Below are 15890 nucleotides of genomic sequence, written 5' to 3' on the forward strand. Positions count from 1 at the left end.
AGGCATAATGGACAAAAGTGTTGGCTCTCCTTAATTTTGTCCATTATGCTAAATAAAATCCCTCTTTAAAATATAAAGAGGGAATGAATTATTTACTCGTACTCTTCTAACCAAATCGTTAAAATTGCTTCAAGAATATGTTCGTTTGATGCTTCCGGATCATCATCAAAATCTTCCATTTCGCAAATCCATTTGTGCATATCGGTAAAACGTACGGTGGTTGGATCTAAATCCGGATTCATATCATACAGATTTTCTGCGATCATTCGGGTATCTGTCCATTTCATTAGTGTGCCGCCTCATTTGCGTGATTTAAGTTATATTTTGGAATTTCAACAACTAAGTCTTCTTCGCCCACAATGCATTGACAACTTAAGCGGCTGTCCATTTCCAAGCCCCAAGCCTTGTCTAACATATCTTCTTCTTGATCTGTTGTGTCGTTTAAAGAGTCAAAGCCCTCACGAATCACAACGTGGCAAGTGGTACAAGCACAAGAACAGTCGCAAGCGTGATGAATTTCAACACCGGCATCGTGTGCAACTTCTAATAAATTATCCCCAGCTTTAGCTTCAACAACCATACCTTCTGGGCAGAACTCTTCGTGTGGAAGAAATACAATTTTTGGCATCTTAATTTTCCTTTAATTAATCCCATTCAATATTATCTATATGCTCACCAATGAAGTTTAAAATTTCGTCTTCATTTTCAACCAAATAGACGATAATATTTTTCAATTCTCTCGCTTTTTCTTTGCTTTTCTCCGAAAGCGGATAAGTTACATAATAACATTCGGCTTCCGGATCTTCCTCTAATAACTCTAATAGGCTTGGTCGATAAATACTAAGATAAGCTCTTAAAAATGCCGCCCAATTATAGCCGTTCATATAAGCGACTTCATATTCAGCATTAATCCGCTCGCCCAATTCAAAAATACGGTTATCTTCTAAATCAAATTCCACCGCAACAATTCTAAACTGCTCTGAGAGTTCGGTTTTTACATAATTAGACATAAAAGCTCCTTATGCAAGATCGTCCATTTTTTTCCCTGCCAACGCTTTTTGAATAGATAGATTCATACGACGTGCGGCAAATTCTTGCGTAGCTAAATCTAAATCTTTAATTCCTTGTTGAATTGCTAGGCGATCTGTACCTGATTTTAACTCAATTAAACGAGCTAATTCTGCTTCAATCGCTTTAAATTCTTCAATGCTTAGCACTTCCGAACCGTCTTCTTTCAATGCCACTACGACACTATCAATCACACGGTCTGCTTCTACCCTTTGTTCAACAAGCTGACGGGCTTCCATATCTTCTTTCGCATTTGTCATAGAAGATTTAATCATCTGAGTAACTTCTTCATCAGTTAAGCCGTAAGATGGTTTAATTTGAATAGATGCTTGAACCTTCGTCGATTTTTCCATTGCCGTTACATTCAATAAACCGTCTGCATCCACTTGATAAGTTACGCGAACTTGTGCCACACCGGCTGCCATTGGCGGAATTCCACGTAATGAAATCTTACCTAATGAACGGCAATCTTCTACCAACTCACGCTCCCCTTGTAGCACGTGGATAGTCATTGCAGTTTGACCATCTTTCGCTGTAGTAAACTCTTGGGCTCTTGCGACAGGAATAGTGGTATTGCGTGGAATAATTTTCTCCACCAAGCCGCCCATTGTTTCAATGCCAAGCGATAACGGTACAACATCTAGCAATAACATATCAGCATCTGGTTTGTTGCCAACTAAAATATCCGCTTGCACTGCTGCACCAATTGCCACTACTTTGTCCGGGTCGATAGAAGTTAAAGGTGGTTTACCAAAAAATTCGCCCACGCTTTCACGCACAAAAGGCACTCGGGTTGAACCGCCAACCATCACTACTTGCAATACTTCATCAGCTTCTACACCAGCATCTTTCAATGCTCGGCGACAAGTCATTAATGAGCGTTTTACAAGCGGTTGAATTAGCTCATTAAATTGCAAACGGCTGACTGTGCCTGTCCAATTTGCAAATTTCACCTCAAATTCGACCGCTTGTGAAAGAGCAACTTTTGCTTGAGTCGCTAAGGTTAATAATTCACGCTGTTCGCTTGCAGTTTGGGGTTTATAATTAGCTTGTTCGGAAATCCAATCAGCTAATAAATGGTCGAAGTCATCACCACCGAGTGCGGTATCACCTGCAGTTGCCAGTACTTCAAATACGCCTTTGCGTAAACGTAAAATAGATAAATCGAAAGTACCGCCACCTAAATCATAAACGGCAATCACACCTTCCTGTCCGCTATCTAAACCGTAAGCAATTGCCGCCGCCGTTGGTTCATTTAATAAACGTAATACGTTCAAACCAGCTAAACGTGCTGCATCTTTGGTGCTTTGGCGTTGTGCATCATCAAAATAAGCAGGAACAGTAATGACTACGCCCGATAATTCTCCGCCTAAACGTTTTTCTGCGAATTGTGCTAAGTGGCTTAAAATATCTGCTGAAACTTCAATCGGGCTTTTATTCCCTTGTGCCGTTTGAATGAGCGGCAAGCCATTCTCGCTCGCATTAAATTGATAAGGTAAATTAGTATAACGTTGCTCAACATCAGCAAGCGAACGCCCAATTAAACGCTTAGCGGAAATAACCGTATTTTGTGGATCAAGTGCTGCTTTTGCAAAAGCCTCAACACCGACTGTTTTTTCAGTTTCGCTGTAATGCACGACCGATGGCACTAATGCTCTTTCTTGTTCATCTAACAGCACTTGCACTTGTCCACTACGAACAGTCGCAACCAATGAATTTGTTGTGCCTAAATCAATTCCTACTGCTAATCTATGTTGATGTGGTGCAGCGGTTTGACCCGGTTCAGAAATTTGTAATAATGCCATTATATTTTTATCTCTCTAAATTCTATTACTCTTTCCCCTTGTGGGAGAGAGTTAAAACTAAGCCACCGAATAACCCATATTTTCAGGGGCAAAGATGCTTTGGTAGTGGCGTTCAATCGGCACCGCAATTTTGCTGTTTAAATCTAAAATTTGATGACCTTGCAATTTTTCCACATCGGCTTGCCAATTTTCCCAGCGAAATGCCTTGTAAAAAGCATTTAAATCGCCCGCTAACGCCCAGCCTAAAAATTCAGAATAGCCGAAATTTAAATTTTCCCATTTATGCGTTTTCGGGTGATGGTAATACACTTTGCCGATATCAGCCCCAACTCCACCTGCATTAATGGCAAAATAACCACCAATCGCATCATCCGCAATCAGCAAATGGCTTGGTTGCTCACCCGATTGCTTAAAAGTTTTACCGAAGTTCCAATCAAATAAACCTCGCGGCAATTTTTCATTGCCCGAGCCTAAAATGCGTAACCAACCGTGATCAATTAAAACACCACCTGTTTCATAAAGCATTGCTCCAAGTGGGGAACGAGTGGAAAGCTGCATTCCGACTAGTGCTGAGCCGGCATCTTCAGGATAACTTACCAAAATCTGGTAATGGTTTTTAGCTTGGGCAAACCAGTCTCTTAAAATTAGCCAAGCGGATTGTTTATCTAATAATTCTTCTAAACTTTTCATTTGCAAAATCCTAATAAAATTAGACCGCTTATATTTACATTTCAAACAACTTTTCTTCTACTTTCTCAATTTGAATAATTAATTTTTTGAAATATCGTAATTTATCGGTTAGGGCATTGGCTTTTTGCCATTGTTCTGCATTTAATGCCGTTTCAAGCTGTTGAAGTACTGTTTTTTGTTCTATTTTAATCTGTTTTAAAAAAGCGGTTAGTTCAGTTTCATCTTTACGATGTTCAATGGTTTCGAGTTTTTCGTGCCATTCAAGCTGTTGCATTAAGAAATCCACATCTCGCATACTTTTTTCTTCGAGATTTTTAGCTTCACCTGTATGGATTGCAATAATAGATTCTGCTCGTAAAATCGGATCTTTAAGAACATTTAGTGCATCATTCACATCTGCCGATTTTTGTACTGCTTCAAGTTGTTCTGCACTAGAACGGCTGGCAAAATTATCCGGATGAAGCTGTTTTTGTAAAGCAAGATAACGCTCCGAAAGCTGGGCGTTATCAAGTTGGAATTGAACAGGCAGTTCAAAAAGTGTAAATGGGTTACTCATTTGTTCTCCTTACACACTAAAGCTTTCGCCACAACCACATTCATTTTTTACATTTGGGTTGGTATATTTAAAGCCTTCGTTTAAGCCTTCTTTTACAAAGTCTAATTGCGTGCCGTTAAGGTAAGTGAGACTTTTTTCGTCCACAATCACTTTTACCCCGTGTTGCTCAAATACGTTATCGTCTTCATTTAATACATCAACAAATTCCAGTACATAGGCTAAGCCCGAACAACCCGACGTTTTTACGCCAAGCCTTAAGCCTATACCTTTGCCTCTGTTTTCTAAGAATGTACGAACTCGGTTTGCGGCGGCTTCTGTTAAGGTAATACTCATAGGTGTCCTTATGTGAATGGATTAAATCAAGATAGAAATAGCAAATGCAAGCGGTAAAATTTTGCAAATTTTTTGCAAAAATCGACCGCTTGCATTTATTGTATCATATTACTTCGCTTGTTTTTCTTTATAGTCTGCGATCGCTGCTTTAATCGCATCTTCTGCAAGAATTGAGCAGTGAACTTTTACCGGTGGTAATTCTAGCTCTTCTGCGATGTCGCTGTTTTTAATTGCACCTGCTTCATCTAAAGATTTACTTTTTACCCACTCGGTAATTAACGAGCTTGATGCGATTGCAGAACCGCAACCGTATGCTTTAAAACGTGCATCTTCAATGATACCTTGCTCGTTTACTTTAATTTGTAAACGTAAAATATCACCACACGCAGGTGCACCTACCATACCTGTACCTACATCTGATGCTTCTTTATCAAATGTACCCACGTTACGTGGATTTTCGTAATGATCGATTACTTTCTCGCTATATGCCATTTTTGTATTCCTTCCAATTTAATTTATTAATTAATGATGGTTCCACTCGATTTTGCTTAGATCCACACCTTCTTTGAACATTTCCCAAAGTGGAGAAAGTTCACGTAATTTCACAATCGCTTTTTTCACGATTTCGATAGTGTGATCGATTTCTTCTTCCGTTGTCCAACGACCTAATGTGAAACGAATTGAGCTGTGAGCTAACTCATCATCACGACCAATGGCACGCAACACATAAGAAGGCTCTAAACTTGCAGAAGTACAAGCTGAACCTGATGATACTGCGATATCACGTAATGACATCATCAAAGACTCACCTTCAACAAAGTTAAAGCTGATGTTTAAGTTTGAACCTACACGTTTGCCTTCTTCCATTGAGCCGTTTACATACACTTCTTCGATATCTTTGAAGCCGTTGTATAAGCGATCACGCAATAAGGTTAAACGAGCCATTTCGCTTGCCATTTCCTCTTTCGCAATACGGTATGCTTCGCCCATACCTACGATTTGGTGAACAGGTAATGTGCCTGAACGCATACCACGCTCGTGCCCACCACCGTGAATGATCGCTTCTAAGCGAACACGTGGTTTACGGCAAACATATAAACCGCCGATACCTTTTGGTCCGTATAATTTATGGCTTGAGAAAGACATTAAATCAACATTTAAGTCTTGTACATTCACTTCAATTTTACCAACAGACTGTGTTGCATCTACGTGGAAAATGATTTTTTTCGCACGGCAGATTGCACCGATCTCTTTAATTGGTTGAATTACGCCCATTTCGTTATTTACGTGCATTACTGACACTAAAATGGTATCCGGACGAATTGCAGCTTCAAATTTTGCTAAATCTAATAAACCATCTTCTTCAGGATCTAAATAAGTTACTTCAAAACCTTCACGCTCTAACTGACGGCAAGTATCTAATACCGCTTTGTGTTCAGTTTTAACTGTGATGATGTGTTTACCTTTTGTTTGATAGAAGTGTGCAGCACCTTTAATTGCAAGGTTGTCGGACTCAGTTGCACCAGACGTGAAAACGATTTCACGGCTGTCTGCACCGATTAAGTCAGCAATTTGATTACGAGCTACATCAACCGCTTCTTCCGCTTCCCAACCGAATTTGTGAGAGCGAGAAGCTGGGTTACCAAAGATACCGTCTTTGGTCATATATTCCATCATTTTTTTCGCAACACGTTCGTCCATTGGCGTGGTTGCTGCATAGTCCAAATAAATTGGTAATTTCATTGTTACTCCTAGTTAAAACAACTCACAAGCGGTTGTTTTTATTAAAAATTTTGCAATTAGTGATGATGAGGATGTTCGTGACAATGTTCTTTTTCACAATCGTGATCAGCGTGTTCCTCGGCTAAATCCGCCACTGAAATTGTCCCTAAGAACTGCTCAATTTGATCTTCTAATCGCTCCCACAAAGAATGCGTTAAACATTGAGAATCTTTACGGCAATTACCGCTACCCTTACATTTAGTAACGTCAATATTTTCATTAACCGCAGAAATAATCATTCCTACGCTAATTTCTTCCGGTTTTTTACCTAATTGATAACCACCACCCGGACCTCGAACGCTCTGCACAATACCATCACGGCGAAGTTGAGCAAAAAGTTGCTCTAAGTATGAAAGCGAAATTGCTTGGCGGTCTGAAATATCAGCTAAACTCACCGGCTCTAATTTACCGTGTAAGGCAATATCTATAATAGCTGTTACTGCATAACGCCCTTTTGAGGTAAGTTTCATAAAATATCCTCGTAATTTTATCCAGAAAACCTCTGGAGCAATGTGTAAATTTTGATATAACCCACCAATTTAGTCAATCATTTAAGCACTAATCGGTGTGAAAGGTTTTATATATTAAAAAAACGTAAAAATAATGGATCTATTATACGAAAAAATAGCCCAAAATACCAAAAAATAAACTTATTTATAAACAATATAATTTCATTACTCTCACATTTAACTGATCGGAACAGTTGAAATTTTGCAAAAATTGATTGATAGCATACGTCTTGCTCTCTAAAATCAGTTCGTTATATTTTTAACAATCGTAATTTATTATTAAAATTAACTATTTTTCATATTATTTAAGAGACTTATTATGAAAATTTTTTCAAAAACATTACTTGCATCATTAGTTACACTTTGTTCAGCAGGCACTGCTCACGCAGCCGCATTCCAATTAGCTGAAGTTTCAACATCCGGTTTAGGTAGAGCTTACGCAGGTGATGCGGCTGTAGCGGATAATGCTTCTGTCGTTGCAACTAACCCTGCCTTAATGACATTATTCAAACAAACCGAAATTTCTGCAGGTGGTATTTTAGTTGATGCTGATGTGAATATTGAAGGAAAAATCAACGCCACAGGCACAGATGCTTCACATAAAAATATTATTCCTACTGCTATTGTCCCAAATGCTTATATCGTTTCACCTATCAATGATCGCCTTTCTCTTGGTGGTGGTGTAAATGTAAACTACGGCTTAAAATCTAAATTTGATCCTAACTATTCAGCCGGCTTCTTAGGTGGTCGCACCTCATTAAGTGCTGTGAATGTAAATTTCAGTGCTGCTTATGATTTAGGTTATGGTTTTGTATTAGGTGCAGGTCTGAATGCGGTACACGCAAAAGCAGAATTAGAACGTTTCTTAGGTGCCGGTGCAGCTCGTTTCTCTCAAGCTAAGCAAGTATTACAAGCACAAAAAAGTGTCATTGATACTAGAATTAATCAGCTAAAAGCTCTTGAAGATGCGATTGCCTCAGGTAAAAGCAATCCTATTGTTGAAGGTCAAAAAGCGGCTCTATTAGCCGGCATCAATGGTTTATTACAATCTCGAGGTTTAAACCAAACAATTACTAATTCAGCTCAATTAGAACGCTTAGTAGCTGGTATTCAAAACACTAATGCAAGCACAACAATCCACAAACTCAAAGGCGATAAATGGGCTTTAGGCTGGAATGTTGGTTTAGTGTATAACATTAATGAAGGAAACCGTTTAGGTTTTGCTTACCACTCTGAAATTGATCTTAAATTCAAAGGTAAATATTCTAATACTATTCCTGTTGCAAATCCTCCTGCAATCAATACTGTTACTGGTGGAGCAGAAATTGATGGTTCACTAAGACTACGTTTACCGGCATTCTGGGAAATTTCAGGTTATCATAAACTTACCGATAAACTTGCAGCACAATATAGCTATAAACGCACTGACTGGAGCAAATTCAAAAGCTTAGATGCTTATGATATGCAAGGTAATCGCCTATTGCACAAAACAGAGAACTTCAACGATTCACAACGTTTAGCATTAGGTTTATCCTATGATGTGAATGAAATGCTAACATTGCGTACAGGTGTCGCATTTGATGAAAGTGCAAGTGTAACTCACCCATCAATTTCAATTCCAGATACAGATCGTGCTTGGTATTCTGTAGGTGCTACAGTGCGTTTCACACCAAACCTATCTGCTGATGTAGGTTACTCACATCTTCGTGGTAGTAACTTAACTTTCTCTGAAGATGGTTTAGCTACATTCAAGAGCAAAGCTCGTGCAAACCTTTACGGTTTAAACGTAAACTATAAATTCTAATTTAATGAATTAATGTTAAAAGAGGTGTAAACTAAATTACACCTCTTTTTTATTGAATTTAAAATGAAATCTCAAATTTACTACGATTATTACCAAAGCCCAGTAGGTAGATTACTTTTACTCGCCCAAAACGAAGGGTTAATTTATATTGAATTTGAACAAGAGCAACGCACAACTTCTGTTGAACCATTTACCAAAGCAAGCTCTACAAGCGGTTCAATTTTAGAAATTTTTTGCAAAACAAAAGAGATTTTAGACCGCTATTTCGCAGGGGAAAAAATTCCCTTTCAGCAGTTAGATTTTCTTGCTCCACAAGGTACGGAATTTCAACAGTCTGTTTGGAAAATTTTGCGTGAAATTCCTCACGGCGAAACCACAACCTATGGTGAAATTGCCAAAAAATTAGGCAAACCAAGTGCTATGCGTGCGGTAGGCGGAGCGGTTGGGCGAAACCCAATTTCGATTTTAGTGCCTTGTCATCGGGTGTTAGGTAAAAATCAAACATTGACAGGGTTTGGTGGTGGCTTACCAAATAAACGTTTTCTGCTGGCATTAGAAGGAATAGCCTATCAAGATAAAGGCATTGAATTTGTGAAGCCGAAAATAAAGAAATGGTAGCGTAGGACGCACTTAGTGCGTCTCTACGTATTCCTTAGCTAATTGTAAATCAGTCTGCCATTTTGAACTAATGATTTCTGCCCATTTCTCAATATTTTGCTCCCACTGCTCGCCATTATCAGACTGGGCAAGTTGAGCAATTTGTTGTAGTTGATGTAACCCAACCGATGCCAATGCTCCTTTGATTTTGTGAGCTTCGTCCGCCGTTAATTTACGGCTTTCAGCAGAATTTGTGATTTGCCAATCAGTTAAATAACGCTGTAAATTTTCCAAATAAGTTGGCATTAAATCAGCAAATAAATCCATATTGCTAAGAACATTTGCTTTCCCCATTACCTTAACCAATTCATTGAGCATTGCGATGTTATAAGATAAATTGTCAGAATCATTAGCTACAAGCGGTTGTTTTTCTTCATTTTTTTGCAAAAAGTCATTATCAAAATAGTGATTTAGGCAATTCAATAAGGCTTCTAAAGAGAGAGGCTTACGAAGTACATCGTCCATACCTTGTGCTTGATAATCTTTTTGATTTTGAATGACATTCGCCGTTAAAGCGATAAGTAGCGGTAAATAATCAATTTCCTCGTTTTCATAACGGTTTCTTAATGTTTGTGCAATATCAAAACCTGTAGTATCAGGCAATTGAATGTCTAATAAAATTAAGTCGTAGCTATTTTGCTCAAAGCATTTAAATGCTTCTTCTCCTGTCATTGCAACATCAACTTCGCAGCCCACTTTTTCTAACATTGCTTGAGCAACCACTACATTTATCTCAATGTCTTCAACTAAAAGCACCTTTAATCCGTGCTTTTGAATATCTAGTTCAGGCTTGGTTTCCGTACTTTCTGCGTGAATAGTTAGGGTAAAGGTTGAACCTTGATTTTCTTGGCTTTTTACCATTAAATCTCCGCCCATCAGTTTTGCAATACGTTTTGAAACCGATAGACCAATGCCACTCCCTTGTGCTTTTTTCTCTTTCGAATTTTCAGCTTGGTAGAACATATCGAAAATTTTGCGTTGATCTTTTTCAGGAATACCAATGCCTGAGTCCGCCACACTAAAACTAAATTGCTCTTTCTCTAATTGGCAAATTTCCAGCAAAATTTGACCGCTTGTTGGGGTAAATTTCACGGCATTGCTGATTAAATTCCATAAAATTTGGCTTAGACGGGCGTAGTCCGTATAAATATATTTAGGTAAATTCGGTGGATATTTTAATTTAAAATCAATATTTTTATTTCCCGCCATAAAGTTGCCGAAATTGGCGATATCTTGAATTAACTGCTCAAATTCAACCTCTTTTCTAAACAACTCAATGCGGCTACTGTCAATTTTTTCTAAATCGATAATATCACCAAAAATATGTGCCAATGCCGTTGCACTCATATTGATGGTTTTGAGATATTCTTGCTGCTTTTCGCTTTGTTGTTCATCAAGCAAAATTTGGCTTAAGCCAATAATTCCATTCAGCGGCGTGCGTAATTCGTGGCTAATCGTTGCCATTAAGATCGTTTTATCACGGTTGTTTTTCTCTAATTTAGCGTGGAGATAAGCATCTTGCTCTCGAAGCTCTTCCAGATCTTTTACTGCTTTTTCTAAGCGTAAACGAGAACGCTCCAACTTTTCGACTAAAAGTGTAAAAAAGTAGAGTACAAAAGGAGCAGAAATTAAGCCAAATGCGATGGAACGTAAGATATCCACCACAACTACTCTGCCTATAAATAGATAGGTTAATCCACTTTGAATTAAAATTGCGGAAACGGCGACCACAAAAAAACCGAGTAAAGAGGCTCTTAATCGCCCTAATCTTAATACCCAATTTACATATTTTTGACTAAATTTTTTAACTTGCATAATCTTCAATCCATAAAAAAGCAGATCTTTCGATCTGCTTATTCTACTCTATTTTTTATGGTTTGCCTTTGACGATTTCATCAACCCATTGGAATAGCTCTTCTAAGTCATAATCGCCTGAATGTGGCACACCCCACGGGGTTTCATAGTTCACGTTTTTACCTGCCATTTGTAGTTTAATCGCTAGAATAGCTGAAATGGCGAGAGAGGTATCACGATCCGCCGTACCCACTCGAATTCGCCAATACTCTGCCGCATTTGGATTATCCAAATAATACATTGGGTTCATTCGTTTCACTATTTGCGGATCGGCTAAGTTGATGCTCTGATTTGATGAACGTTCTGCACTATAAAGCGTGAAATGGCGATTGTTTTCCGTATATGTACCAAATAAATTATTTTCGCCAGAAGTCGCATTCAACGCATCAAACGCAGGTGGTGATTTCATTCGTTTATCTGAAAACACATAGCCGAACCAATCTACATTACTTACTTTTCCACCTTCAAAAGATAACCAGCTAATTTTTTGAAAGGATTTTTGTTCCTCACTATTTTCCGCTAATTGACTATAGGCTTTATTGGCGGAATCTTTAATCACATTTGCTAAATAATCTTTAAAAGAGCCATTGCCTTTTGGATCAAGACTTAAAGCATTTCCCTTCTCATCGACCAAATGCAAGCTGTTTAAATACGTTGGGAAACGTTCCGCTAGTTCATTAGATAGCTTAATTTCTGCCTCACTCAATGTACCTTCAATTTTCGGCTTAGGTTTTGAGCGGTCATTAAACTCTGCTGAATTTAATTTACTCATATCAATACGGCTAAATTCGTTTACACCGTTAAATTGCCACTCATACGCTATATCTGCATTTTCAAGATTAGTAATAGGTGCATAAGCTGAAACAGCAAAGATTTTATCACTCGCTTTTAATGCTCCAATTTCATTGAAATAAGGCTCATAATCAAAATGATCGGCTGAAGCCCCTAACAAGGCAGATAACGCCCCTCCCGCACTGGTACCGTTTGCGATAATTTTATTGGCATCACCCGGCATTTTTTCATTATTAGCGTGTAAATATCGCACTGCTGATTTTAAATCAATAATGGCAGCCGGAGCTTTGCCAATAAATTTTCCGTCTTTTTGTAACGTACGCCCACGAGCTCCAACACTTGCCACCACATAGCCTTTTGAAAGAGCTACCAAAATCGCACTTGGAGAATCATTACGCCCTTTTTTATCATAGCTTGCGGCTTTTGCCGGCATATAACCACCTATCGAATTTGGTAAGAAAATCGGTGCAGTATTCATTTTATAACCATTGATCTCACCTTCATTATAATAAGCTTCGGGCACATAAAAATTGAGTGTTTGATATTCAGGATCAACAGGATTGTTTACATAAACAATTCGCTCAAAAGAACGGAATTGGATTTCCTCACCATTTACTTCTGCTTCAACAGAACGAGCGTTTTGATCGTTAAACGTTAAATCGTAACCTGAACCGGTTTTGTTAAACAAAGGAATAGGCTCTTCTACAGGTTTTTCAGGCATTGTCGCAAAAGACCGGGTAGTTAATGCCATTACAGCAATCATTGTAGATAAAATATTTAGTTTCATTTTTATTCTCTAAATTGAAATCGGGGCTATAAATGTCTAATCAATTAGCAAATTATTCTTTATGCTATGACAAAAAATACCCCAAAATTATCCATATATTAATTCAATACGGCTCAACCCGGTATTTATCCCATTTGCATAACGTTTAGGAATAAATCCTTCTATATAGCCATCTTCAGCAATCACTTCATACTGACAAATAAGCCTTTCATCTTGAATCTGAGGTGATGAATCAAAAGTATGAGAAATAACAATGCTAGAATGTAACTTCCAAACTACTTTATTGCCTTTTTTAAGTTTTGGAGTTGCAGCACGGAAAATAGAGCCACCTTCATTACAGCCAATATGAGTTAAGCTAAAATCAAAACCTACCTCTGAAATAGGATTTGCATTCATAAATCCAAAAATCCTATCACTTGCATATAGATCTTGCTGTACATAGCCCCAAACTTTTTCTCTTAAAAAATACTGATCGGTAAATCGACTTGTATCACCATACTTTCTAACATAGTCATACATTTTCTCTGTTACATTCGGAATACTACCGGCAATGGATCCCCAGAGCCCAGCTAAAATTAATTCTGTATGAGAGCCTGAATCTCGAATCGTATGAAAACGGCAACCGCTTGCAATCCATTCTGCAACAGTCGTCGCCTCCCTTTTAGAGATAACGGAATCTGCATCTCTAAATATAATATAACCTACACTCTCATCGTCCATTGCCAAAAAACGCCACATTGTTTTAGGCAAAGATTTTTCTTCACCTTGCACATAAATAATTTCACTATGAGGACTTGTTAATCGTTGAATTGCTTCTTCAGGTACTGTTTCATCTACATAAAAACGACAGATCCAATTAGGATAAACTTCATTAACTAGTTGTACATTTAAAACTACGGTTTCGATATATGCAGAACTTGCACCAAATAGAGAGAAGCTAATAATTTTTTTCTTTTTCTCTATATCAGATTGAATTGCAGGTAAGGCAGGTAAAATCGGATTATTTACTTTATGTTGAGCGTGTCTTAGTTCTAAAGCTGCTCTACCATAAGGGGCTGCATTTTTCCAATCGAAAAGAGCACCATAGGCGTGGGATAGCACATCAAAATTATTGATCTCGCTTGGTTCAAGTTCAACTGCTTGTAGTGCATAGCTAACAGCATCTTGCCAGCGTTCAAGTTTAATACACATAGTTGATGCTGCCGATAAGAAAAAATCAGTGTCATAGCCAAGCAGCAAAGCCTGTTTAGCAATATCAAGAGCTTTTTCATAATTTCCAGTTTTTTGATAAAGCAAAATTTCTTGTCTAAACTGTGTCGCTTGAATATGTATTTCCATTTTTATCTCGCTTATATAACTATTTTGTTAGTTAATCTTAATAAGATCACTCTCTTTTATCAAATTATATACATTAAAAGAGAGTGATGCCCGAATTATATTAGTTATTTTTGGTACAAATCATCTCCAATAAAATAAACAAATAATCGCCACAATCGCAATCGCTACGCCTAAATAGTTCACTTTATGGATTTTCTCTTTAAAGAAAAATGCTCCCACGAATGTGCCTAAACAGATAACCCCTAGGTTCATCCCGGTGAAAACTAAGGTTGGATCATCTTTCATCGCTTGGTGGGCTTGAATATAGAACAAAATGTTGCCGAAATTCAATATACCTAATAACAAGCCTGTTAATACACTTGGAACGTGCCATTGAGTGCGTTTTAGCAGTAAGTAGATAAACATAAAACAGCCCGCTCCAATAAAGGCAATGGCTAGAGTAACGGGGAATGCCGAGCCGGATTTGGCGATCTGTTTGAATAAAATATCATTTACGCCATAACCTACCCAAACAAGGAAAAGACTGATAATCGCAATTTTGCCGCCTTTTTCCATTCCTTGATTACCTTTCCACAGTAAGCAGCCTAATGCAACAAAAGCTAATAATAGAGCCATTAATTTATTATTGGTAACTTGTTCGCCAAAAATGGTGAACGCCGCCAAAATCGGTAGGAATAATGACAAACGCTGTGCCGCATCAGTGCGGATAATCCCTGCAAATTCCAATGCTTTTGCTTGCACTAAGAAAATAGTTGGCAACGTGATGCTTAAAATTACAAAAATATAAGCAGACGGATTGGTTGCCATAATTTCAGTGATAGATTGCCCTTGAAAATCGGGCTTAAGCAATAGAAACGTCATTGTCGTTGTTACGATATAGTTTACTGCAATGCTTTGATCGATTCGAATACCTTTTTGGCGAGCGTATTTAATTAATACCCCTACCGTAACACTACATAAAATAGCAAAAATAAGTTGCAACACTTTTTGTTTTCTCCTTTTAAAAATGAAGGCTGTATTCTATAAATATGTTCAAATTTTCGCTAGTAGCAAGCGGTTAAATTTTGCTGAAAATTTGCAAAAAATTAGAGAGTTCCGACCGCTTGTAAGAGAAAAGTGCTAAAATGATTTCAAACAAGCTGTATAAGATTAAATAAATATGGAAAAGCTCTTTGATATTAACGAGCAAGGTTTTAGCATTCGTTGTAAGCTCTTTTATGAAAAAGAGCTTCATAATATTGAAAATGTGGTGCTCATTTTGCACGGTTTTGGTTCATCAAAAGATTTAAAATCGAACACCAAATTTGGCGAGCGTTTAACCTCAAAATATAAAGGCTATGCGGCGATCGCTTTTGATTTCCCTTGCCACGGAGCCGATGCCCGCAAAAAACTTTCCGTTGCCGAATGCCAAACCTATTTGCAAATTGTGATCGATTACGCCAAAAACACGCTGAATGCGAAAAATATCTATGCTTACGGCACGAGCTTTGGCGGATATTTAACGTTGAAATATATTAATGAACAGGGTACTCCGTTCCAAAAAATTGCTTTGCGAGCTCCTGCAGTACAAATTCATCATTCATTGATGAGCCGAATGAGCGAAGAAGAACGCCAGAAACTAGCAAAAGGTAAGGAAATTTTGTGGGGCTTCGACCGCCAAATGAAAATCAGCCAAGCCTTCTTTGACGAACTGGCTGGAGGCGATATTTTCCAAAATGATTATTTGGAAGTTGCCGATCAAATTTTTATTTTGCACGGCACGGAAGATGAAATGGTGCCATTAAGCGTTTCACAGCAATTTGCCGATAATAATGTGATTGAACTGCTCCCTATTGAAGGGGCAGATCACGCCTTTTCTAACCCGAAATTAATGGACGTTGCTATCGGCAAAATTGTCGATTTTTTTGCTCCCTAA

At 38.0% G+C, this 15890-nt stretch carries 17 protein-coding genes; 3 read left to right on the plus strand and 14 right to left on the minus strand.

Going from position 1 to position 15890, the window contains the following annotated elements:
• Nucleotides 1–92 precede the first annotated feature (92 nt).
• The 10 genes from iscX to iscR form a co-directional block, all read right to left on the minus strand.
• Complete coding sequence (iscX, locus tag X781_RS07195) at nt 93–287, minus strand: Fe-S cluster assembly protein IscX (RefSeq protein ID WP_006248391.1); 195 nt, start codon at nt 285–287, stop codon at nt 93–95.
• Nucleotides 287–628, minus strand: coding sequence for an ISC system 2Fe-2S type ferredoxin (gene fdx / locus X781_RS07200; RefSeq protein WP_025217569.1), 342 nt, complete (start codon nt 626–628; stop codon nt 287–289). The genes iscX and fdx overlap by 1 nt, the downstream gene beginning before the upstream one ends.
• Nucleotides 629–644: 16 nt before the next feature.
• Complete coding sequence (locus X781_RS07205; RefSeq protein ID WP_025236214.1) at nt 645–1010, minus strand: Imm51 family immunity protein; 366 nt, start codon at nt 1008–1010, stop codon at nt 645–647.
• A gap of 9 nt (nt 1011–1019) precedes the next feature.
• Nucleotides 1020–2873 (minus strand): Fe-S protein assembly chaperone HscA, encoded by a 1854-nt coding sequence (gene hscA, locus X781_RS07210; RefSeq protein ID WP_025236215.1) that lies wholly within the window; start codon nt 2871–2873, stop codon nt 1020–1022.
• Nucleotides 2874–2930: 57 nt separating this feature from the next.
• Complete coding sequence (locus tag X781_RS07215; protein WP_025236216.1) at nt 2931–3563, minus strand: DUF2625 family protein; 633 nt, start codon at nt 3561–3563, stop codon at nt 2931–2933.
• 34 nt (nt 3564–3597) lie between these two features.
• On the minus strand, nt 3598–4119 hold the full coding sequence (hscB, locus tag X781_RS07220) for a Fe-S protein assembly co-chaperone HscB (protein WP_025236217.1): 522 nt from the start codon (nt 4117–4119) through the stop codon (nt 3598–3600).
• 9 nt (nt 4120–4128) lie between these two features.
• Entirely contained in the window at nt 4129–4452 is a 324-nt protein-coding gene (iscA, locus tag X781_RS07225; RefSeq protein ID WP_025236218.1) for an iron-sulfur cluster assembly protein IscA, read from the minus strand.
• Between the two features lie 108 nt (nt 4453–4560).
• On the minus strand, nt 4561–4944 hold the full coding sequence (gene iscU / locus X781_RS07230) for a Fe-S cluster assembly scaffold IscU (RefSeq protein WP_025236219.1): 384 nt from the start codon (nt 4942–4944) through the stop codon (nt 4561–4563).
• A gap of 30 nt (nt 4945–4974) precedes the next feature.
• On the minus strand, nt 4975–6195 hold the full coding sequence (locus X781_RS07235) for an IscS subfamily cysteine desulfurase (RefSeq protein ID WP_025236220.1): 1221 nt from the start codon (nt 6193–6195) through the stop codon (nt 4975–4977).
• Between the two features lie 56 nt (nt 6196–6251).
• The gene (gene iscR, locus X781_RS07240) at nt 6252–6704 is read right to left on the minus strand and encodes a Fe-S cluster assembly transcriptional regulator IscR (RefSeq protein WP_025236221.1); all 453 of its coding nucleotides are present in this window, start codon (nt 6702–6704) and stop codon (nt 6252–6254) included.
• 358 nt (nt 6705–7062) lie between these two features.
• Here iscR and X781_RS07245 point away from each other — a divergent pair, with 358 nt between their 5' ends.
• Both X781_RS07245 and X781_RS07250 read left to right on the plus strand, forming a co-directional pair.
• Nucleotides 7063–8547 carry an outer membrane protein transport protein gene (locus tag X781_RS07245; RefSeq protein ID WP_025236222.1) on the plus strand — a complete coding sequence of 495 codons (1485 nt, stop codon included), beginning with the start codon at nt 7063–7065 and terminating at the stop codon, nt 8545–8547.
• 63 nt (nt 8548–8610) lie between these two features.
• Nucleotides 8611–9165 (plus strand): methylated-DNA--[protein]-cysteine S-methyltransferase, encoded by a 555-nt coding sequence (locus X781_RS07250; protein WP_025236223.1) that lies wholly within the window; start codon nt 8611–8613, stop codon nt 9163–9165.
• A 12-nt stretch (nt 9166–9177) separates the two neighbouring features.
• On the opposite strand, the gene X781_RS07255 is transcribed toward X781_RS07250, so the two are convergent.
• The 4 genes from X781_RS07255 to X781_RS07270 all read right to left on the minus strand — a co-directional run bounded on the left by X781_RS07255 (nt 9178) and on the right by X781_RS07270 (nt 14959).
• Complete coding sequence (locus X781_RS07255) at nt 9178–11019, minus strand: ATP-binding protein (RefSeq protein WP_025236224.1); 1842 nt, start codon at nt 11017–11019, stop codon at nt 9178–9180.
• Nucleotides 11020–11074: 55 nt separating this feature from the next.
• Nucleotides 11075–12601: a subtype B tannase gene (locus X781_RS12410; protein WP_235068819.1), complete on the minus strand. Its 1527-nt coding sequence runs from the start codon at nt 12599–12601 to the stop codon at nt 11075–11077.
• A gap of 123 nt (nt 12602–12724) precedes the next feature.
• A complete protein-coding gene (locus X781_RS07265) occupies nt 12725–13975 on the minus strand; it encodes a tetratricopeptide repeat protein (RefSeq protein WP_025236226.1) in 1251 nt (416 codons plus the stop codon).
• Between the two features lie 120 nt (nt 13976–14095).
• The gene (locus X781_RS07270; RefSeq protein ID WP_025236227.1) at nt 14096–14959 is read right to left on the minus strand and encodes a membrane protein; all 864 of its coding nucleotides are present in this window, start codon (nt 14957–14959) and stop codon (nt 14096–14098) included.
• A 175-nt stretch (nt 14960–15134) separates the two neighbouring features.
• On the opposite strand from X781_RS07270, the gene X781_RS07275 reads away from it, so the two are divergent.
• The gene (locus X781_RS07275; RefSeq protein ID WP_025236228.1) at nt 15135–15890 is read left to right on the plus strand and encodes an alpha/beta hydrolase; all 756 of its coding nucleotides are present in this window, start codon (nt 15135–15137) and stop codon (nt 15888–15890) included.

The organism is Mannheimia sp. USDA-ARS-USMARC-1261, from assembly GCF_000521605.1.
Lineage (GTDB): Bacteria > Pseudomonadota > Gammaproteobacteria > Enterobacterales > Pasteurellaceae > Mannheimia > Mannheimia indoligenes.